The following is a 20,584-nucleotide window of genomic DNA, read 5'->3' on the forward strand; positions in this document are numbered from 1 at the left end:
GGACTAGGACTCCGGGTCGGTCACGAGGATCGGGCCCTCGGGCTGCCACCAACCCCAGCGGGTCTCGGTCCCGGTGGTCACCTCGGCCGGCGCCGGCGGGTCCTCCTGGTAGGTCCCCAGCGGGGTGTACGCCTCGATGGAGCCCCAGTCCCGGTTCCAGTCGTGCCGCAGGTACGACGGGATCGTGCGGGCGCGCTGGGCGACCTCGATCCACCCGAGCGGGCCCCCCGACTCGTACGACTGCCACGTGCTGGTGGCGGCCACCGCCAGTGGACGGTCCGGGAGGATCCGGTACTCCGGCAGCTCGGCGACCCCCGCGTAGTGCGAGAACGGCCGCTGGCACGGGAACTGCAGGCTCACCGCCCAGTCCAGCATGACGGGAGACTCCGATCCGACGAGCTCCTGGACCGTGACGAGCTCGGGCGCGCGCGGCGGGGTGATCGCCGCCCACTGGTCGGGGGTCAGGTCGTCGTCGTCGACCAGGATCCGCATGACGTCGGCCTCGGCCGGCACGTCCTGCATGTCGACCCGCAGGTTCCGCCAGGTGGGGGCGGGGCCGATGTCGAACGGCACGACGGGTTCTCCCACCACGTCGGCTCCGTCCCCGGCGGCGCGACCGAACTCGACGATGACCTCCTGCCCGTACTTGTACAGGCCGTCGGCGTCGTAGCGGCCGATCCGTCCGGCGGCCGAGATCACCAGGAGCGGGTGCGTCTCGCGGTTCTCCGGCAGCCGGTACCAGCCGGTCTCGAGGTTCGCCTCGCGCTGCGGCCCCACCAGGTACGACCCCAGCACCGGGGTGGTGGCCGGGTCGAGTCCGAAGGGAAGAGCGACGGTCGACTCGTTGACGCCCTCGGCGCCCTGGCCACCGGCGGTGCCGGCACTCTCGCCGGTGGTGACGGAGGGGCCGCCGCCGGGCTCCTGGGTGGTGTTGGCGGCACCGGGATCGGCCACCACCGCGTCCGCGGACAGGTCGGGTGCGACACCGTCCGGGGTGAACCCCGAGTTGTCGCCGGCCTCGATGGCCGCCGCGCGGTCCGCGGGGTCGATCGCGCCGTCCGGTCCGGGGGTCGCGGCGAGCGGGGTGAGCATGCCGGCGTTGGCGTCGGGCTCCACCAGGACGCGGTCGGCGAGCATGCACGGGTTCCCGGCCAGGGCCGAGAAGTTGCCGGCCGCGATCGTGTACGCCGGGTACTGCTTGTGGACCCCCTTGGCGAACGAGGCGACGGAGAACACGACGAGCAGACCCGCGACCACCGCGATGGGTGCGGCGGCGATCGTCCGCACCCGCCGCCGGCCCTCGCGCGTCCTGGGCGCCTGCGTGCCCACGTAGTCCTGCCTGAGATGCTGCCAGCCGGCATAGGCGAAGGTCAGGACCGCCAGACCCAGGAGCACGGTGGCCGCGTCGATGCCGCGGACACTGGGCGCCTTGTCCCACCAGGGGATGCCGTAGCTCGAGACGTACCACCAGCCGTTGGGTCCGGCGAAGGCCAGCGCGAGCACCACCAGGATGATCCCCAGGAACACGGTCCGGTTGCGGGCGGTGCGGACCGCGGACGCGGAGATGGCCATGGCGCCGAGCGCCGCGATCGCCGCGCCGATCCCCGCGTAGACACCGAAGTGGTGGGTCCACTTGGTGGGGGAGAACATCATGAAGAACGCGGTGCCCACCACCACACCGACCAGGCGCCAGACGGGCCCCGAGGCCGCGCCCGGGATCTTGCCGCGGCGCAGCAGGGTGCCGATCACCATGATGAGGCACAGCAGGACCAGCAACACCGGGAGTCGACGCGAGAGCGAGCCGTCGACCGTCGGGATCATCAGGTAGTAGTAGCGGACGAACTCCTCGAACCAGTTCAGGTTGGGGCCGATCTCGCCGCGCACCCGGATGGCCTCGAGCACCGAGGCCAGGGACTGGATGCCGAAGACGCTGATGAGCACCATGGTCCCCGCGGCGAGCACCGGGGCGACCAGCGCGAGGTGAGACCCGACCTCGCGCCCGCGCACCACGACGGTGCGCAGGACCGGGCGCAGTCCCATCACCAGCGCGGCGACGGCCATGAGTCCGGTGGGGCCGGTGGCCAGCGAGAACGAGGCGACGATCACCGCTATCGCGTACGGCAACATGCGTCGGGTCGCGATGGCGCGTTCGACGGAGACCCAGGTCAGCAGCGCGCCCAGGGCGATGACGGGCTCGGGCCGCAGGCCGTTGTTGAAGGCCATCCAGAAGGCCAGGAACACGGCGGCGGCGCTCCACACGACCACCGGGGTGGTGCGCGCGGCGCGGCCGAGCCGCGGCAGGACCTCGCGGCTGATGACGAGCCAGCACAGGATCGCGGCGACGAGCGCGGGCAGACGCATCCACGGGCTGGCGGTGGACACGTGCGCGAGCATCGTGAGCAGGTCGTAGTACGGGGAGCCGAACGGAGACTCCGGGACGCCGTACCAGCGGTAGTAGTTGGCCATGTAGCCGGCGGGGTCGGCGGCCCGGGCCATCGACATGATGTACCCGTCATCGGAGGTGTTGCCGCCGATGAAATGCCACACACCGAGCGTGCCGATCACGGCCACGTCCGGTAGCCGGATCCTGAACCACCCGCGGGGCAGGAACCGGCGGGACCGGCGGCCGTCGGTCTGGTCGAGCCCGTGCAGGGCCCAGAGGGCCACAGCGGTGGCGATCAGCCCGATCACGATGGCGGCCCACTTGAGGGCGGTCGGGTCGGTGGTGAAGCGGGAATCGACCTCTACGGCCACCTCGAGGCCGTCGGGGACCACGGTGTCGGAGGGCAGGTCGGTGTAGATGCCCACGACCATCGGTCGGAGGTCGTCGGCATCGACCCGGCGGGCGGCGTCGTCGATGCCCTCGAACTCCGCCTCGACGAAGGTCGGGGCGGCGGTCACGGTCAACTGCGTGCAGTCCCCGGCGGCGACCTCCTCCCGCGGTGCGGAGACGATGACCCGGTTGCGGGAGACCACGTCGACCGTGTCCGCGGAGGCCCGGACGAACAGTGCCCGGTCGCCGGCCTCCTCACCACCCGCCGGGGCGGTGGACAGCAGGATCCCGCCGTCGGCGGGCAGGTCCGCGACCAGGGTGCAGGGCACGGAGGCGGTGAACCGCTGGGGCGAGTGCGCCATCAGCGGCGCGGTCACCGAGTCGACCGATCCGTTCTGTGGCCACTGCACGCTCGATGTGGTCTGGGTGACCGGCAGGAACGGCAGGGAGAGGAAGCACAGAGTGCCCAGGAGGCCGCTGACGATGGCGACGAGGCGGAGCCTCGCGACACGGGCGTCGGCGGCGACCGGGCCGGAAGCAACGGTGGAGTCTGACACGACGCCCGATTCTAGGCGACGGTCACTTCATGGGACCCGGCGTGGTCCAGCCCCACTGGACGGAACTGCTGCGCACGAGGTCCGCGGGCGTCGCCCCGGGGTCGAGGGGTTCGAACCGTTGGAGGGAACCCCAGTCCCGCGACCAGTCGTGGTCGAGGTAGGTGGGGACGGTGACGGCCTCCACCGTCTGGGTGGTCCACAGCAGTGGTCCGCCGCCGCCCGCGCTCTGCCACCAGTTCGCGGCGGCCGAGGACTCGCGGTCGGCGAGGATCCGGTAGCGGGGGATCTCTGCGACCCCGCCGTTGTGGACGAACGGGCGCTGACAGGGGAAGGCCAGGGCCACCACCCAGTCGACGAGCACCGGGTCGGTGTGGCCCACGACCTCGTCGAGGGTGCGTAGCCGGGGGTTCCGGGGCGGGGTCACGGCGAGCCACCAGTCGGGGTCGAGGTTGCCGTCGGTCGCCACCACCCGGACGACCTCGGCGTCGGAGGGGATCGACTCGAGGGGGATCCTGAGGTTGCGCCAGGCGGGGGCGGGACCGATGTCGACGGGGGTCGTGGAGCCCATGACCTCGAAGTCGGTGGGGCCCGCCGCGCCGACCCGGCCCGGTCGGCCGTACTCGATCGTCAGATCGCCGTTGCCGATGCGGCCGGCCGCGGCCATCACCAGCAGGGGGCTGTTGGGGCGGCGGGCGGGCAGCTCGTACCAGGCCGACGTGAGTTCGGCGGCGACCTGGGGACCGCGACGGTAGGAGCCCAGCACCGGTGTGGTGTCGGGGTCCAGGCCGAAGGGCAGCGCGACGGTGGAGCCGTTGACGGTGACCTCACCCCGGCCGCCGGTGGTGCCCGCGTCGACGCCGTCGCCCGGCTCGCGCTCGCCGGAGTCGGACAGGGCCAGTGACCCGGAGGACTCCGTGCTGTCGACCGTGATCGTGTCGGGCAGGCCGTTGGGGGCGAACCCGTTGACCACGCCCGCACCCAGGGAGATCTCGGGCCCCGCGCCCACGGCTCTGAGCAGGCCGTCGTTGGAGTCCTCCTCGACCAGCACCGAGTCGGCGAGCGAACACGGCTCACCGCTGAGGGCGCGCAGGTTGGCGCGCCCGACCGTGTACGCCGGGGTCTGGACGAACACGGCGGTCACGGCGGAGACGAGTTCGAAGATCACGACGGAGAACGCCACGATCGTCAGTGGGGCGCCGTCGATGCCGGGGCCACGTCCGGCCCCGACCCGGCGGCGGTCGCGGGTCCGGGCGGCGGGGGTGTCCGGCCCCGACCGGCGGAAGGGCAGGGCCCGGGAGAACCTGCGGGCGACCGCCCCGTCGGGCGAGTCGGGCAGGATCCCGGCGTGGATGAGTCCGGCCACCAGCAGGCACACCAGGCCGCCGATGAACGCGACGTACTGGACCTGGACCCCCAGCACGTCGGGGAAGGTGTCGGAGAACGGGATGCCGTAATCGGAGACGTACCACCAGGTGTTGTTGGTCGCCGTGGACAGGCCCACGACGAGGCACAACGCGGCGCCGACGAGCCACCGGCTGCGGCGCAGCGAGACGGTCGAGGACCGCAGGGCGATCACCGCCAGGACGGCCAGCGCCCCGGCGAGCCCGGCGAACACCCCGAAGTGGTGGGTCCACTTGGTGGGGGTGAACACCAGGAACAGCAGTGAGCCGGCGATCACGCCGATGAGCCGGCGGGACGGTCCGGCGGCGGCCCCGGGGATCCTGCCGCGGCGCAGCATCACGGCCGTGACGAGCGCGAGGCACATCAGCATGAGCAGGACGGGGAAGCGCCGGGCCACACCACCGTCGGCGGACACCCCGAACAACGCCTCCCAGCGGTCCTTCTCCCCGTACCAGGGAAGGCTCGGGCCGAGCTCGGTGCGGATGCGGGTGGCCTCGAGGACGGCGGCGAGGGTCTGGTCGGCGAACACCGTGTAGAGCAGGGCCAGTCCCACCGCGAGGACCGGACCGAGGATGGGGGCCCAGCCGACCACCAGGGCGCGGCGGCGGACCATGCGGACGAACTCGCGTGCGCCCGCGGCCAGGGCGGCCACACACATGAGCCCGGTCGGCCCGGCCCCGAGGGAGAACGCGGCCACCCCGATCGCGGCGACGCCCGGGACGAGCCTGCGCGTGGCGATGGACCGCTCCACGAGCGACCAGGTGAGCAGCGCGCCCAGCGCGATCACGGGCTCGGGCCGCAGTCCGTTGTTGAACGCCATCCAGAAGGCCAGGAAGAGCGCGGCGCCCGTCCAGCGCGGCCGGTGCCAGGTGCGGGCGAGCCGGCCCAGGCGCGGGACCACCTCCCGGCTGATGATCAGCCACGCCAGGATGCCGCACGCCAGGGTGGGCAGGCGCATCCACGGGCTCGCGGTGGACACCTCGGCGAACAACCGCAGGATCTCGTAGTACCAGCCCACGGGCGACTCGGGGGATCCGAGCCAGCGGTAGTAGTTGGCCATGTACCCGCTGGGTCCGGCCGACCGGGCCATGGTGAGGAGGTAGCCGTCGTCGGAGGTGTTGGCGCCGACGAGGTGCCAGAACCCCAGGACGCCCACCACCACGCCGTCCACCGCCGACAACCGGGTCCACGAGCGGGGGACGAACCGGCGGTCGGACCGTCCGTCGATCCCGTCGAGGCGGTGCAGGAACACCACCGAGGCGAGGGTGGCCAGGACCCCGAGCACCATCAACGCCAGCTTGAGCGCCGTGGGGCTGGAGGAGTAGCGGGAGTCGACGGTGATCTCCACCGTCGACTCGCCCAGCCCGTCGGGCGCGGAGGTGGGCGTGAGGTCCGTGAACACCCCTGTCACCTGCGGGCGCATGGTTCCCGGGACGGCCGCGCTGACCGGGTCCTGGCCGTTCTCGTCGTCGTCCCCGCCCTGGCCCCCGACCTCGGACAGGCCGGTGAGCTCGGCCACCAGCACCCCGACCTCGGCCCTGACCCGCAGCGACTCGCAGGCCGGGTCCCGGAGGGTGGACAGGGGGACCGAGAGCAGGGTGGTGTTGCGGACCGCCACCTCGATGGCGGGGTCCCCCGCGGCGTCGGCGGAGCGTTGCACCACGAGGCCGTCGGAGATCCGACCGGGTGCGCCCTCGGGCAGGGTCGAGAACACGATCGTGTCGTCGGGAACCTGCGACAACGGGCCACACGGTGCGGTGATGGTCAGGTCGAGCGGTCTCCCGGAGACCAGCGGCGCGGTGACGGAGGCGTAGTCGGGTCCGGCGGTCCAGCGCACCTCGGTGGTGTCCTGGTGGACCGGGAGGAACCCGGACAGGATCGCCAGGAACGCGCCGAGGAAGCCGGTGATCACGGCCAGCCGTCGGTCGCGGTCCATCCCCGGGTAGGGGTGCCGCCCGAGGGGGCGCCGGTCGCTCGCCGTCACAGTGGGGTCACCTCATCGCACCACGATCACGGCGAACGGTCCGACGTCGTGGACCTCGAAGTGGGGGCCCTCCACGGCCTCGGCGGGGATGGTGACGCCGAACCGGCGCACGTTGGGGTCGTTGGGATAGGTGTCCTCGGCCAGGCGCAGCGCGTACCCGGAACCCGAGGGGCGGGCGACCACGGCATCCGGGCGCCGCCACGGCGTGTCGTTCATCATGGCGTACAGCTCGTCGCCGCTGGTGGCGTCCTCCCAGCCGAGCATCACCTCGTTGCGCTCGTCGTACCGACCGAGCGGGTTGGCGTAGTGGGAGGTGACGGCCTGGTAGGCCAGGTACGGGTGGTAGGCCAGGAAGGCGTCGGCGGTGCTGACGACGACGAGGTCGGTCTTCTCGCGGCCCGGGAACGCCTCGAGGATGACCCTGTCGACCTCGGCGTAGTGGGACTCGGGCCCGGGCGGGAAGCGGTCGGCGCGCTCGCCGTCGCCGTCGGTGTCCGTATAGGCCAGTCGGATCTCCTCGTGCAGGTGATCGGGGATCCCCTGCGCGTGGGCGAGTGCGGCGAGGGTGGCCACGACGCCCACGACGGCGGTGGCCCGGCGACGCCGGTCGGCGGCCTCGGCGGCGGGTCGGTCGGCGCCGCCCTGGCGACCCGCGGCCCGCACCGCGAGTCCGGCGAGCTCGGCGACAGCGAACACCCCGGCCACCACCAGCAGCAGGATGAGCACCGGCTCGAGGCGGAACCCCAGCATGGTGGTGCCCAGCACGGTGACCGCCATGGACGCCAGGCTCCAGAGGTAGACGGCCACCACGCCCAGGCCCAGGGCCTGCGCGCGCCGGGAGGTCCACGCCCGGGCGACGATCCACACCAGCCCGGCCAGGCACACCCACCCGGTGAGTCCGCCCGCGGTCATGGGTAGCGGCAGGCGGGCGCCGGCGTCCGGGAGGTAGTGCATGGCGGTCCCGGAGTCCGCCGGGGTGCCGCGCAGCGCGGCGAGGAGGTAGGGCGCCCACACCACCAGGGCGATGAGGAGCGACCCGACACCGATCGCCACGAGCCGGGCCGTGGGCAGCCACAGCGGGAACGGTGCGGGCCGGGCGCCCCCGGGGTGCCGGGGGTGTCGGCGGGCCGTCGCGGCGACGGTGGCGACGAACGCCATGAGGACCACGGTGCCCGCGGCCAGGCCCGTGTACAGCGTGTACGTGCTGGCCGAGGCACCCAGGAACAGGGTGGTGGCCACAGCCGCGCCGCGGCCGGCGCGCGGGGCGGTGGGGTTCACGGCGTGCCAGGCCAGGATCAGCATCGGCGGGATGAACAGCGCCACGACCGCCCCGTACGGCTCCGGGCTGCCGTAGGCCAGCATCACCGCCGTGGAGACCACGCCGACCACCGCGCCGAGGTCGGTGCGCAGCAGTCGGGTCCAGAGCACCGTGACCAGCGCGGCGGCCACCGCGAGCGAGAGGATCGACCACGGCTTGTACGCGGCCCAGCCCTCCAGACCGGCGAAGTTCGCGAAGCGTCCACCCAGCCAGAACCACCCCGACGGGTAGAAGGACGGCAGGTCGGCGTAGGCCATGTCGGGGAGCCCGAGTGAGGTGGCCGAGCGGCCGAGGAACTGGGTGCGGAACTCCTGGTCCACGCTCACACCGTGCAGGTACAGGCGGGACGCGGCGAGCGGGATGCCGAGGGTCGAGGCCACGAGCAGAGCCGACCCGGTGGGGGCGGCGAGCTTGCCCACGCGGACCAGTGCCGCCCGACCGCCCGGCCGCTCCCCGGCGCGCGCGCACAGCACGCCCGCCACCACCATCGCGAACGCGGCGGTCTGGCCCACGACCGTGAGCGCCCGCAGGACGTTGGAGTTGCCGTAGGCGGGGAACGAGACGAGGGAGAAGCCGATCAGGACCACGGCGGTGACGGCCGCGGCCAGCAGCGTCGCCGCGGCCGCCAGGCCCGGCCCCCGGAGCGCCACCGGCATGGTCAGAAGGGGAGCTTGCGGAAGATCGGGCGCGGCACGTGGGTGAGCACGGCCATGACGCCGCCGAACGCGGCGGGGGCGAAGACGGCGCCCTTGCCCGCCCCGGACTTCTTGACCGCGATGCGGGCGACGTCGTCCTTGTTGATGGTGAGCGGTGCCTCTTTGACGTGCGCGGACATGCGGGTGCGGACCTGACCCGGGCGGATCACCAGGACGTCCACCCCGTACTCGTCGAGCGCGTAGCCCAGGCCCGTGTAGAAGGAGTCGAGCCCGGCCTTGGTGGAGCCGTAGACGAAGTTGGAGCGGCGGGCGCGGAGCCCGGCGGCCGAACTCATGGCGATGATCCGGCCGTATCCCTGCGTCTTCATCCGCTCGGCGAGCAGCACGCCCACCGAGACGGCGCCGGTGTAGTTGACCTGGGCGATCTGCACGGCCTTGCGCTGATCGGACCAGAGTTCCTCGTTCTCCCCGAGCAGGCCGAACGCCACGATGGCCACGTCGACGTCGCCCCCGGCGAAGATCTGCTCGAAGGCGGCCGGGTGGGAGTCGGTGGCGGCGGCGTCGAAGTCCACCACGTCGACGGCGGTGGCCCCGGCGGCCGTCATCTCGGCGCGCGCGTCCTCGATGCCCGGGTCTCCGGGGAGGCAGGCCAGCACCACGCGCATCGGCCCCTGCTGGAGGTACTCCCCGCAGATCGCCAGGCCGATCTCGGAGGTGCCTCCGAGCAGGAGCAGGGTCTGGGGGACGCCGACGGCATTGATCATGCGCAGGAGTCTACCGAGGCCTTCCCGCCGGAACGGGGAAGGTGGCCGGGACTACCCGGCGGGGCGCGTACCCCGTGGGGGTGGGCGGACCCCGGGAGGTGCCGGGGGCGGCCTCCGCGGTGCCCGTCTCCACGCGGTGGACGGCGGGGAGACGGCGACGAGGACGACGGCGGCGGCGACGGTGCGGAGGATCATGGCGGACTCCCGATCGGCCTCCGGGCGACCCTCGTCGTCCGGGGTCACCCTATTGTGGGCCCGCCGACGACCGCCTGTACAGCCCCCGGGTCAGAGCAGTTCGAGACGACGGCCCATGTCGGAGACGAAGACCCCGTGGGGGTCGATCCCACGGCGCGTGGCGATCCACGAGTCGATCTGCGGGTACATGGCGTGGAAACGCTCGGCAGGGACCCGCGAGTCCTTGGCGGTGTAGAGCCGGCCGCCCATCGACATGACCTTGGCGTCGAGCTCGTTGACGAACGCGTTCAGGCGGTCGTTGATGGGGAAGTCCACGCACACGTTCCACCCCTCCATGGGGAACGAGAGCGGGGCCTGGTTGCCGGGTCCGAAGAGCTTGAACACGTTGAGGAACGAGTAGTGGCCCGACCGCTGGATGTCGCCGATGATCTCCTTGAACCCGTCGACCGCCCCGGGCGGGACGATGAACTGGTACTGCAGGAAGCCGTCGGACCCGTACGCGCGGTTCCACTCCCCGAACAGATCGAGCATGTGATAGAAGGCCGGGAGGGTCTTGATCTTGTTCCGCGAGGTGCCGCCGAGGCGGTAGTAGACCTCGCCGATGGGGCCGAACGTGTACTTGTTGGCCAGGCCGTTGGGGAACACGTCCGGGAACGTGACCAGCGGCTTGGCGTTCATGGCCAGCGGGTCCCTGGCGAGCTTGGGTGCGTACTCCTCGAGCTGGGCCAGCGTGGCGAGCGAACCGCGGGACACCGCCGCGCGACCGAGCTTCGGGGGTGCGCTGATCGCGTCGAACCACGCCGAGGAGTAGGTGTACCTCGACTCGGAGCCGTCGGTGTGCAGCGCGATGGTCTCGTCGAGCGAGGCCGTCTGATCGGAGTCGGCCAGGAAGAAGGCGGTCTCGGTGCGGGTCATGGCGATCCACACCTTGAGGACCACGCCGGTGAGGCCGTTGCCGCCCACCGTGGCCCAGAAGAGCGTGCCCCCGGGGTCGTCGGACGTCCCGCCGGGCTCGAGGGTGAGGACCCGGCCGTCCGCGACGAGCAGCTCCATCCGGGTGACGTGGTTGCCGAACGACCCCGCCGAGTGGTGGTTCTTGCCGTGGATGTCGTGTCCGATCGCCCCGCCCACGGTGACCTGGCGCGTGCCCGGCAGGACCGGCACCCACAGGCCGAACGGCAGGGCGGCGCGCATGAGCTGGTCCAGGTTCACACCGGCGTCGACCACGGCGAGCGCCTTCTCGGCGTTTAGCTCGTGGATGCGGTTGAAGCGGCTCATGTCCAGCACGAGGCCGCCGGAGTTCTGCGCGCTGTCCCCGTACGAGCGGCCGAGTCCCCGGGCCACGACCCCGCGCCGCAGGTGTGCGGGACCGGAGGCGTTGGCGTCGTTGACCGCCGCGACGGCCGCCGAGATCTCCTCCACCGAGCGCGGGGTGAGCACATGGCTCACGGCCGGCGAGGTGCGTCCCCAGCCGGTGAGTCGCTTGAGTTCGGTGTCCAGGGCGGACTCGGCCGGGGGGGTCTGCTGCGTGGTGCTCACCCGGTCGAGGTTACCGCCGGGGTCGGCGATCAGCGGCACCCCGTGGTGAACGGCACGCCCCGGGCGCGGGCGTCGACCCAGTCGAGAGCGGGTCCGACCGCCGTGTAGGCGCCGGTCACGTGTTCTCCGGCCACGGGCGTGTACTCCACGTCCGCACCCGCCGCGCACCACTCGTCGACCAGCCTGTGGGCGGTCCACTCCGGGACGAAGGTGTCCCCGGGGCCCTGCGACGAGCCCGGGCCGGGGCCCATCGGGACGGTCGCGTCGGCGTGCCACACCTGCACGGGCCCGGTGGGGACCTCGCGGGGATCCGCCCCGTGGGCGGGGTCGGCGCGTCCCAGTCGGTTCCGCGCCATGACCTCGATCACCGTGGGATCGGTGCGGGGGTCGACGTCGGTCAGCGCCGACAGCGGGAAGGGCGCGAGTCCTCCGACCGTGTTGGTCGACGCGCAGGCGTCGCGGAGCTGGTGCGCCACCACATCACCGGTGTCGTTGAGCAGCGGGTACAACTGCGGGTACTCGCGGGCCAGACCCAGTACGGCGGCGCGGTAGAGGCCGGAGGCGAGCGTCCCGTCCATCGTGTCGAACAGATCCGCGTAGTCGGCGGGGACCCCGCCGACGGAGGACCCGACGAGCACACCGGTGAGCTCGGGGGCGTACACCGGCTGCAGTTGGGCGGCCCATCCCGTGGCGATACCCCCGCCGGAGTACCCCACCTGGACCACGCGCGACCCGGAGAAGAGCGGACCCGGGTCGCCGGCCGGGGTGAAGGCGCGGGCCGCGCGGATCCCGTCCAGGACGGCCCGGCCGTTGGCCCGTCCCGCCGCGTAGGCGGCCTTGGGGCCCTGGAAGTCCGTGAGGACGAGCCCGTAACCACGATCGGCGAGGATCTGCAGGAAGGGCGGCAGTTCCATGTTGAACTTGTGGGGCAGGACGTGCGAGGGCATGCACGTCAGCCCCAGCGAATCGATGGTCACGTTGAACGACACGAGCGGCCGGGGATCCGGGCCGGGCCACGGCGTGGCCGGCTCGATGATCGTGGACACGATCTGGTGCGGCCGGTCGTGGGAGTCGGAGCTCTGGACCAGGACCTGCCATCCGCGCCCGAAGTTGCGGACGTTGTGCGGCGGGATCGACACCGGACGCGTGGCCAGGATGGTGCCGGGAGCCGTGTCGGGGTCCAGGGTGGGAGGGGAGGAGTACCACGGGTCGGGCGAGGGGCTCGGGAGATACCGCTCCGGGGTGCGCTGGTCGGGTGGGACCGGGCGGAACGCGGCCACGGGGTCGACGGGTCCGGGGTCAACGGGTCCGGGGTCGACAGGTCCGGGGTCGACGGACCCGGGGGAGAGCGCGGCCGGCGGGTGATCGACGGTCCGGGGCTGGGCACCTGCGGGGGTGCCGGCGACCGCGCACGCGAGCGCGCACGCCGCGGCGAGGGCCACGGTCCCGGGACGGAGTGGGCGGCGGGAGGACATGCGCGTACGGTAGCGCGACCGTCCCGGGGGGACGACGGATCCGTGCCGCGGGTCGGCGTCGCGCGGCCCCCGGCCGCTATACGCTCGTGCGCGTGGGCGCCACGATGATCGAGCTCGGCCCCGCCCTCGCGGTGGCCGTGGTGCTGTTCGTCGTCATCGGGACGGCGGCCGCCTGGCTGGGGCGGACGGGACTGGAGCGCGAGGTCCCGTGGGCCTCGATCCGCGCCGCCGTGCAGCTCATCGCGCTCGCGCTCGTCATCGGATACGTGGCCGACCGGGCGTGGCTGGTCGGGGTGTTCGTCGTGGTGATGGCGACGACGGCGTCGTGGGCGGCCGCCGGGAGGATGGCCCGGCGCGGCACCCCGCGGGGGTCGATGACGGGGTCGGCGATGACAGGGTCGCCGAGGACGTGGGCGAGGGGGACGCGGGCCAGGGTGCGCGACGCGCTGTGGTGCGCGCTGCCCGTGGCCGTGCCTCCCCTCGTCGTGGTGGCCGGCCTGCTCGCCGCGGGGGTCGTGCGACCGAACGGCCTGTCCGTCATCCCCGTCGTGGGGATCTTCCTGGGCAACGCCATGGCGATCGCCGGTCTGGCCGGGCGGCGGGCGCACGACGAGTTGGAGGTGCGCCACGGAGAGGTCGAGGCGGCGTTGTCGCTCGGGTTCACCGACTACCCGGCGCGGATGATGGTCTGCCGCGAGGCGGCCGCGACCGCACTCTCCCCGTCGCTGGACCAGACGCGGACGATCGGCCTCGTGACCATCCCGGGCGCCTTCGTGGGCATGATCCTCGGCGGCGCCGAGCCGTGGCAGGCCGGCGTGATGCAGTTGTTCGTCTCGACCGGGATCCTCGCCTGCGGGGCGATCGCCCTGGTCGTCACCACCCTGCTCGTGGCCGCCGACCGCCTGTAGCGGGCCCGGCGCGGGCCCGCTACAGGCGGTCCGCTGGGGCGGTCTGCTCAGGCGGAGCCGTGCGTGGTCGGCGTCGAGAGGACCACCCGACCGGTGGGTGTGCACGACGGCGCCGCCGGGCGTCGGTCGGGCGTGCGCAACGGCGACGACGTCGGGACGGCCCGGCCCGTCGGCGTGTACGAGAAGACGGTCGGCGCCGTGGTGAGGGCCGGGTTGCGGTACTGGGACACGGGATTCCTCCTGGTCGTCGGGGGAAGGACCGACGACGGGCCGCCACGGGCGGTGCCGACGAGTCCTTCTGGCGATGCGGTGCGGAGGCGACGTCGGCTCACCCGGGGGGTGGCGCGGACCTGGTGGTGTGGACGCCGTGCGGAGATGGGGTGGCCGGAACCGATCGCTCCCGCGGAATCGAACGCTGTCGGCGGAGGTGCCGCCCGTCTGTTCGACCAGAGGCGCGCTGGTGGGCGCGCGATGGAACGACGATCACATGTCCGGGGGCCGAGCACAAGTCGTCGTGCCGGTGTTCGTGCGGGGCGGCCGCGACCTACGCTGTCCTGGTGAGTACACCTACCGGCGGCGCGGACATCCCGGACGATTCCGTCCTCGACTCCCTGCGCGGGGCCGTCGACCCGCTCGAAGCCCGACACGAATCCGATCCGGCACGGCCGACGGACTTCCGGACCCAGGTCACCCGCTTCTTCCTCACGGGCGTCCTCTCGGCGGTCGTCGACTACGGACTGCTGCAGCTGTTGATGCTATTCGGCCTGGGCTACGGGCCGGCCAAGGCGCTGTCCTTCGTGGCAGGCACCCTCACTGCGTATTCGCTCAACCGCCGCTGGACCTTCCAGGCCGAGCCCTCCCGCGCCCGCTTCGTCGCCACGATGGGCCTGTACGCGCTGATGTTCGGCGTGCAGTGGGGCCTGTTCATGCTGCTGGTGCCGTGGTTCCACGACCTGGGCTGGAGCACGTTCTGGGCCACGACGATCGGCTACGTCATCGCGCAGGGCGTGGCGACGGTCACCAACTTCATCGTCCAGCGGACCGTGATCTTCCGGGTGCGCTGACCGCCCTCCCGAGTTACCGGCCGGCCGGGGTTAGCCTGGACGGCGCGCCCGGGCCAGCAGTCGCCCGGGAGTGAGACGACCTCCGCCCCGACTCCCCAGGAGCACCCGCCACATGGACGCCACCACCGTGACAGCCGCAGGTGCCGACGCCGGTTCCGCCCCCGACGAGCGCGACCTGCTGGTGCAGCGCACCCTGTTCTCGGGCCCGCGCAGGTGGGTCAACGACGACCTGTACTCGCGGATCGTGCGGGGGGTCGTGCGCCGCACGCGCGCCGAGTTGCACCTGGACGCCGGGGCCGTCGTCGACACCAACACCTACTTCGGCCGGTTCGAGGCCTCCTACTGGCAGCGCTGGACCACGGTCACCAGCCTCACCGTGCGGGTCGCGGTGGAGTCCGAGGGGCGCCTCGACGTCCTGGTCCGCGCGTCCGACATCGGGTCCCACGTGCGCACCGTGGACGTGTTCCACCACCATGGGGACGGCATGGCGGTGTTGCACGTGCCGGTGGACACGTTCGTCGACGGTGGCGCGATGTGGCTGGAGTTCCACGCCGTGGACGCCGAGGCGACCGTGTCCGAGGTGACCTGGGGTGTGACGACGACGAGCCCGGCCCGCCGCGCGGCGGTGGCCATCTGCACCTTCAACAGGGCGGACGACTGCGCCGCCACCGTCGACTCGCTGGCCTCGGATCCGGTGGTGGCCGAGCTGATCGACGACCTCTACGTGACGGATCAGGGGACCGACCTGGTCGAGACACGGGAGGCGTTCCGGCGCGCGGCCGGGGAGTTCGGCGAGCGGCTGCACTACCTGCGCCAGCCCAATCTCGGCGGCGCCGGCGGGTTCAGCCGCGGGATGTTCGAGGCCACCGCGCCCGGTTCCACCGGGCCGGTGGACGTGCTGCTCATGGACGACGACGTCCGGGTCGAGCCCGAGACGGTGTTGCGGCTGTTCGCCTTCGCGGCCCTCACCCGCGAGCCGATGATCGTCGGCGCGCAGATGCTGTACCTGTTCAACCCGGACTACCTGCTGGTCTCGGCCGAGCGCACGCAGCTCGATCAGCTCAAGGGCGGGCTGGACGCGGACGAGTTCGCCCTGCGCGACGAGTCCGTGGTGGAGAACCGGCAGGAGCGGCGGGTCGACGCCGAGTACAACGCGTGGTGGTCCTGTTTGGTGCCGGGGGAGGCGGTGGAGAGGGTCGGGTTGCCCCTGCCGTATTTCTTCCAGTGGGACGACATCGAGTACGGGTTGCGGTGCCGACAGGCCGGGATGCCCACCTGCACCCTGCAGGGGGCGGCCGTGTGGCACGCCGACTTCTACTGGAAGGACGGCGACGACTTCGGTCAGTTCTTCTCGATGCGCAACTCGCTGACCACCGCCGCCCTCCGCCAGGGGATCGATCCGCGCGCGATGGCCACGAACCTGGGCCGGAGTGTCCTGCGGGCGCTCGTGGCCATGCAGTACGGCCTCGCCGCCACCCGCATGCGCGGGATCGAGGCGTTCCTCGACGGCCCCGACGGTGCCCTCGGCGTCGGTGATGGCGGGCAGGCCGCCCTGGCCGCGATCCGTGCCGAACGCGCGGGATACCCCGAGACGGCCAAGCTCGCCGTCGACGCCCTTCCCCCGGGGATCAGGGTGGAGCGCAAGGTGGGGATCCCGCGCGAGGACCGCGAGGACCAGGTGCTGGCCAAGCGGTTGCTCGTGCAGAAGCTCGGCAGACAGCGCCGTGGCGCCGTGGCCGTCCCCTACGAGGACGCGGCCTGGTGGCACGTCTCGCTCTTCGACGAGGTCTACGTGACCGACGCCTCGCAGACCGGGGTCCACCACCGCAAGGTCGACCCGCAGCGGGTCACGGAACTGCAGAAGCGCCTGGCCTCCCTGCTCGCGCGGTTCGTCCGCGAGGCCCCCGCGGCCCAGGCGCGGTGGCGCGAGGCGCAGGCCCGCCTCACCACGCGGGAGAACTGGGCGCGGCTGTACGGGGTGTAGGGGCGCGGTTGTACGGGTGTAGGGAGGACCGGCTGGAGCGGACGGCGGTTCATCCGGTACGGCTATGAGTCGTCGCCCGCGTCGCTCAGGGACCGGACCATCCGCTGCAGCGCGCGGAACGCCTCGGTCTGCTCGTCCTCGGTCATGCCGGCCAGCATCCTGACCTCGACGGATCGGACCGCCGCCGTCGCCGCCCGGAGTTCGAGACGTCCACTGGAGGTGAGCCGGGTGGGCAGCACCTTACCTACAGGTGCTTCGGCCGGACGGGCGACGTATCCCTGGCGTTCCAGCGTGTGAAGCACCACGCTCATCGACTGCCTGGTGACGAACGCCCCCCGCGCGAGTTCCGAGTTCGACAATCCCGGGCGCTGCGCCAGGAGCTCGAGGCACGCGTACTGCGTCACGCTCAGTCCGAGGGGGCGGAGGGCTTCTTCCATCGCTCTGCGGAGGGCGGTCGACGCCTGTTTCAGAAGGTAACCGAGCGACGACCCGAGATCGACCCCCTCATCGTCTTGACCCATGTCAGTATTCTGACATAGATTGGCTGTGTCAGATAACTGACACAGTCGACAGGGAACCCTCCATGCCCGCCACCGGCCCCGACTTCATCTCCTTCCAGGTGCGCGACCTCGCCGGTTCCCAGGCGTTCTACGAGCGCTATCTGGGACTCGTACGCTCACCGGCCGGACCGCCACACGCCGTCGTCTTCCAGACCGAGCCGATCGCTTTCGCGCTCAGGGAGATCGTTCCCGGCACCGATCTCGCTTCAGTCGATCAACCGGGCCTCGGTGTGGCGATCTGGATCCACGCCACCGATGTCGACGCCGTCCACGACGCCCTCGCCGCGGACGGCCGGACCATCGTCTCCGAACCGGTCGACGGCCCGTTCGGTCGCACCTTCACCTTTGCCGACCCCGATGGATATCACGTCACCCTGCACGACCGCGTCTGAGAACCGGGCCGACCCGTTCACGTGCCTGGATCCGTCCGTCATCCACAGGGTCGACCTGTCCACAGCGGGGGTCGGTGAAGGCGCTCGTCGGTCCTGGTCGGCCGGCCACGTGCCGCACAGTGGGAGGCATGAGAGCAACAGCCCCGATCCGAGTCCAGACCTCGAGCGCGCGGGAACCGCGCACCTCAACCCCGCCTGACCCGGCGGGGCTGCCGCCGGGCCCGTTGACCACAGCCGAACTGGCCGCGGCAGTGCCCGATCCACGGGACCGCGGTCGCTACGTCCGGATCTGGCACGGGCACTACCGGCGGGACGACCAGGTCGACGACCTCCGGCTACGGAGCGTGGCGTTGGCCCGGAGCTGGCCCGAGGGGGTCCTGCGCGGGCGCAGCGCCGCCCTGCTGTGGGGTGACGACTCGGCTCCGACCGATGCGCCGCCCGAGATCTGGCTTCCGGCCACCCGTCGGTCCCGCGCGGGACGGGTCTACCGCTACGGCGCGATGCCACCGGCCGCCGTCACCGAGCTGGGCGGGATCCGGGTCACCACGCCGCTGCGCACCTGCCGGGACCTGGCCGGCGATCTGGACCCCGAGGACGCGGTGGTGGCGGTGGAGAGGCTGTGTGCGGCGAACCCGGGACTGGCGGGGGTACTCGCGGCCGCGGCAGGGCACCCGTCCGGCCGGGGGGCCCGCCGGTTCGCGGAGGTGGTCGCCGCGGTCGAGCCCCGATCGGTGTCCGCCGAGACGACCCGGGCGCGGCTGCGCTTGGCGGCGGCGGGGCTCGGCGGGTTCCGTGAGGGGGTCCGCATCAGGATCGCCGGGCGCGCGGTGCCACTCCCTCTGGCCGACCCGGCCCTCCGCTGTGCGGTGGTGTTACCGGACGGAGTCGGTGCCGGGCGCTACCGGGCCGCCCTGCGCCGGGCGGGCTGGACGGTCATCGACGCGCGGGGGCCGGCCGTGCCCGGACGCGCCACCCACGCGGCCGGCGCCGTTCTCGCGCCGCACACCCGGATCTGCGACCCGGGTCTGGATGGCGTGCTCCCGGCGCTGCGGTCACTGTGGCCGGGGGCCCTGCTGCTCCCGCCGCTCCCCGGGGAACCGGTCGCCGATCCCCTCGGGATGTGGGCCGGACGGAGCGCGTAGAGGCCGGTCGGCTGGTGTGGTCGGTCAGCGGGTGTAGTCCGTGGCGCGCTCGTAACGGGCGTGATCGTCCCAGACCCGCCGCAGCAGTTGTTCGAGTTCCCAGACGTCGCCCTCGGAGCCGAAGTACTTCCGATCGATCGACTTGAGCTTGTCCTCGTTGTCGAGGATCTTGGCCCACAGCTTGGCGCGCTCGACGGGGTCGTCGGTGAAGTTCTTGTTGAGGTACTCGTGCGAGTGCCGCTTGAGGTTCCCGAGCACGGTGAGCGCCTTCCCGGCCGGGCTCACCAGCGAGGCCACGACGGTCACCACGAGCACGGCCACGATGACGCCCAGTGACAGGTAGGTCGGTACCTCCACCACGTCGACGTGCTCGCCCTGGTTGATGAACGGCAGGTTGTTCTCGTGCAGGGCGTGGAGGATCAGCTTGACGCCGATGAAGCCCAGGATCGCCGCGAGGCCGTACTTGAGGTAGACGAGGCGGTCGAGGAGGCCGTCCAACAGGAAGTACAGCTGGCGCAGGCCGAGCAGCGAGAACGTGGTCGCGGTGAAGACGATGAAGACGTTCTGGGTGAGGCCGAAGATCGCGGGGATCGAGTCCAGCGCGAACATGATGTCGGTGCCGCCGATCGCCACCATGACGATCATCATCGGCGTCATGACCTTCTTGCCGTTCTCGATGGTGAACAGCTTGTCGTGGTCGTAGTGATCGGTCGCCGGGATGAACTTCTTGGCCAGGCGCACCACGACGTTGTCGGCGTCGTCGTCCTCGTCGTCCTCGGCCAGGAGACGGCCCGCGGTGATGATGAGGAACAGTCCGAACACGTAGAACAGCGCGCTGAACGCGTTGAGCAGCGCCGCGCCGACGAAGATGAACCCGGTCCGGGCGATGATCGAGAACACGATGCCGAACAGGAGTGCCTTCTGCTGTCCCGCGCGCGGGACCTTGAAGCTGGTCAGCAGGAGCAGGAAGACGAACAGGTTGTCCACCGAGAGCGCCTTCTCGGTGATGTAACCGGCGAAGTACTCGACGCCCATCTGGTTTCCGCCGAAGATCCACACGAGGAAGCCGAAGACGATCGCGATCCCCACGTACATCGCCGACCAGATTGCCGACTCCCTGAGCGTCGGGATGTGTTCCTTGCGAACGTGGAAGAAGTAGTCGAACAGGAGAAGTCCGACGATCAGACCGACGGACAGCGACCAGGCGAGCGGGGTGGCTCCCAACGGGATTCCTTTCCGAGGAGGGCCGGGGACCGGATAATCCTACGCGCCTCGGGCCGGATCGCCTTCGGTCAGCTCTTCCGTCGGATGAACATGGTGTGCTGCGCCTCCACGACCGTCGTGCCGCGGCTGTCGCTCACCACCGCGGTGTGGACGACGCTGGTGCTCGGATGGTCGGCCAGTCGCTCCCTGATGGCGTCCGCCTCCGGGCCGGGGACGTCCACCACGCACCGCAGTCGGCCCCGGCCGGGGGCCCGGAAGTCGATCGTCGCGCTCTTGGTCCACACCTGGTACCCGCCACCGAGCTGCCCGGACAGCAGGGCCCCGTAGAGGACGTCGGTCGCGGCGAACAGTGCGCCGCCGAACGCGGTGCCGTTGGTGTTGGCGGTCCACGGTGCGACGTGCATGCTCAGCTCCCCGCGGGTCCAATCCGGGGCGATGTGCCGGATGCGGATCCCGGACCCGAGCAGAGGGGGGTACAGCGAGGCCAGCAGGGGGAACGCGCGGGGGCTGGAGGTGTAGCGGTGCAGCAGGGTCTTGGGCACGCGCCGATCCTAACTTACTCGTGAGTCAGTTCCGGCCCACGGTCGAGCGGGCGCACGGCGGCGGGCCTGCGGGGCGGGGTGCCCGACGAGGTCTCTGGACAAAAAG

At 71.9% G+C, this 20,584-nt stretch carries 15 protein-coding genes; 5 read left to right on the top strand and 10 right to left on the bottom strand.

The features are described 5' to 3' along the window. Positions 1 to 3: 3 nt before the first annotated feature. The 6 genes from CEY15_RS02125 to CEY15_RS02150 all read right to left on the bottom strand — a co-directional run bounded on the left by CEY15_RS02125 (position 4) and on the right by CEY15_RS02150 (position 12,662). Positions 4 to 3,330 carry an arabinosyltransferase domain-containing protein gene (locus tag CEY15_RS02125; protein WP_095717080.1) on the bottom strand — a complete coding sequence of 1,109 codons (3,327 nt, stop codon included), beginning with the start codon at positions 3,328 to 3,330 and terminating at the stop codon, positions 4 to 6. Positions 3,331 to 3,352: 22 nt separating this feature from the next. Then, positions 3,353 to 6,715, bottom strand: a complete 3,363-nt coding sequence (locus CEY15_RS02130; RefSeq protein WP_245847135.1) for an arabinosyltransferase domain-containing protein — start codon at positions 6,713 to 6,715, stop codon at positions 3,353 to 3,355. Between the two features lie 12 nt (positions 6,716 to 6,727). Continuing rightward, complete coding sequence (locus CEY15_RS02135) at positions 6,728 to 8,689, bottom strand: arabinofuranosyltransferase (RefSeq protein WP_095717081.1); 1,962 nt, start codon at positions 8,687 to 8,689, stop codon at positions 6,728 to 6,730. 2 nt (positions 8,690 to 8,691) lie between these two features. Beyond that, positions 8,692 to 9,453 (bottom strand): decaprenylphospho-beta-D-erythro-pentofuranosid-2-ulose 2-reductase, encoded by a 762-nt coding sequence (locus CEY15_RS02140; protein WP_095717082.1) that lies wholly within the window; start codon positions 9,451 to 9,453, stop codon positions 8,692 to 8,694. Positions 9,454 to 9,738: 285 nt separating this feature from the next. Continuing rightward, positions 9,739 to 11,187, bottom strand: a complete 1,449-nt coding sequence (locus tag CEY15_RS02145; RefSeq protein ID WP_095717189.1) for an FAD-binding oxidoreductase — start codon at positions 11,185 to 11,187, stop codon at positions 9,739 to 9,741. A 29-nt stretch (positions 11,188 to 11,216) separates the two neighbouring features. Continuing rightward, the gene (locus CEY15_RS02150) at positions 11,217 to 12,662 is read right to left on the bottom strand and encodes a lipase family protein (RefSeq protein ID WP_095717083.1); all 1,446 of its coding nucleotides are present in this window, start codon (positions 12,660 to 12,662) and stop codon (positions 11,217 to 11,219) included. Positions 12,663 to 12,748: 86 nt separating this feature from the next. On the opposite strand from CEY15_RS02150, the gene CEY15_RS02155 reads away from it, so the two are divergent. Then, positions 12,749 to 13,570: an ABC transporter permease gene (locus CEY15_RS02155; protein WP_095717084.1), complete on the top strand. Its 822-nt coding sequence runs from the start codon at positions 12,749 to 12,751 to the stop codon at positions 13,568 to 13,570. Between the two features lie 47 nt (positions 13,571 to 13,617). On the opposite strand, the gene CEY15_RS02160 is transcribed toward CEY15_RS02155, so the two are convergent. Further along, on the bottom strand, positions 13,618 to 13,800 hold the full coding sequence (locus tag CEY15_RS02160) for a hypothetical protein (RefSeq protein ID WP_095717085.1): 183 nt from the start codon (positions 13,798 to 13,800) through the stop codon (positions 13,618 to 13,620). Positions 13,801 to 14,127: 327 nt separating this feature from the next. On the opposite strand from CEY15_RS02160, the gene CEY15_RS02165 reads away from it, so the two are divergent. Both CEY15_RS02165 and CEY15_RS02170 read left to right on the top strand, forming a co-directional pair. Beyond that, positions 14,128 to 14,634: a GtrA family protein gene (locus CEY15_RS02165; protein ID WP_095717086.1), complete on the top strand. Its 507-nt coding sequence runs from the start codon at positions 14,128 to 14,130 to the stop codon at positions 14,632 to 14,634. A gap of 112 nt (positions 14,635 to 14,746) precedes the next feature. Beyond that, on the top strand, positions 14,747 to 16,618 hold the full coding sequence (locus CEY15_RS02170) for a glycosyltransferase (RefSeq protein ID WP_095717087.1): 1,872 nt from the start codon (positions 14,747 to 14,749) through the stop codon (positions 16,616 to 16,618). 62 nt (positions 16,619 to 16,680) lie between these two features. Here the strand turns inward: CEY15_RS02170 and CEY15_RS02175 are convergent, their stop codons facing one another. Further along, a complete protein-coding gene (locus CEY15_RS02175) occupies positions 16,681 to 17,139 on the bottom strand; it encodes a MarR family winged helix-turn-helix transcriptional regulator (RefSeq protein WP_095717088.1) in 459 nt (152 codons plus the stop codon). Positions 17,140 to 17,201: 62 nt separating this feature from the next. Between CEY15_RS02175 and CEY15_RS02180 the strand changes: the two genes are divergently transcribed. Both CEY15_RS02180 and CEY15_RS02185 read left to right on the top strand, forming a co-directional pair. Then, positions 17,202 to 17,570, top strand: coding sequence for a VOC family protein (locus CEY15_RS02180; protein WP_095717089.1), 369 nt, complete (start codon positions 17,202 to 17,204; stop codon positions 17,568 to 17,570). A gap of 128 nt (positions 17,571 to 17,698) precedes the next feature. Then, positions 17,699 to 18,712: a hypothetical protein gene (locus tag CEY15_RS02185; RefSeq protein WP_245847138.1), complete on the top strand. Its 1,014-nt coding sequence runs from the start codon at positions 17,699 to 17,701 to the stop codon at positions 18,710 to 18,712. 24 nt (positions 18,713 to 18,736) lie between these two features. On the opposite strand, the gene CEY15_RS02190 is transcribed toward CEY15_RS02185, so the two are convergent. Together CEY15_RS02190 and CEY15_RS02195 are read right to left on the bottom strand one after the other, a co-directional pair. After that, positions 18,737 to 19,936 carry a TerC/Alx family metal homeostasis membrane protein gene (locus CEY15_RS02190; RefSeq protein WP_095717090.1) on the bottom strand — a complete coding sequence of 400 codons (1,200 nt, stop codon included), beginning with the start codon at positions 19,934 to 19,936 and terminating at the stop codon, positions 18,737 to 18,739. 68 nt (positions 19,937 to 20,004) lie between these two features. Continuing rightward, positions 20,005 to 20,478, bottom strand: a complete 474-nt coding sequence (locus CEY15_RS02195) for a DUF4442 domain-containing protein (RefSeq protein ID WP_017837455.1) — start codon at positions 20,476 to 20,478, stop codon at positions 20,005 to 20,007. Between the last annotated feature and the right edge of the window lie 106 nt (positions 20,479 to 20,584).

The organism is Dietzia natronolimnaea, from assembly GCF_002289575.1.
GTDB classification, from domain to species: Bacteria; Actinomycetota; Actinomycetes; order Mycobacteriales; family Mycobacteriaceae; genus Dietzia; species Dietzia natronolimnaea_A.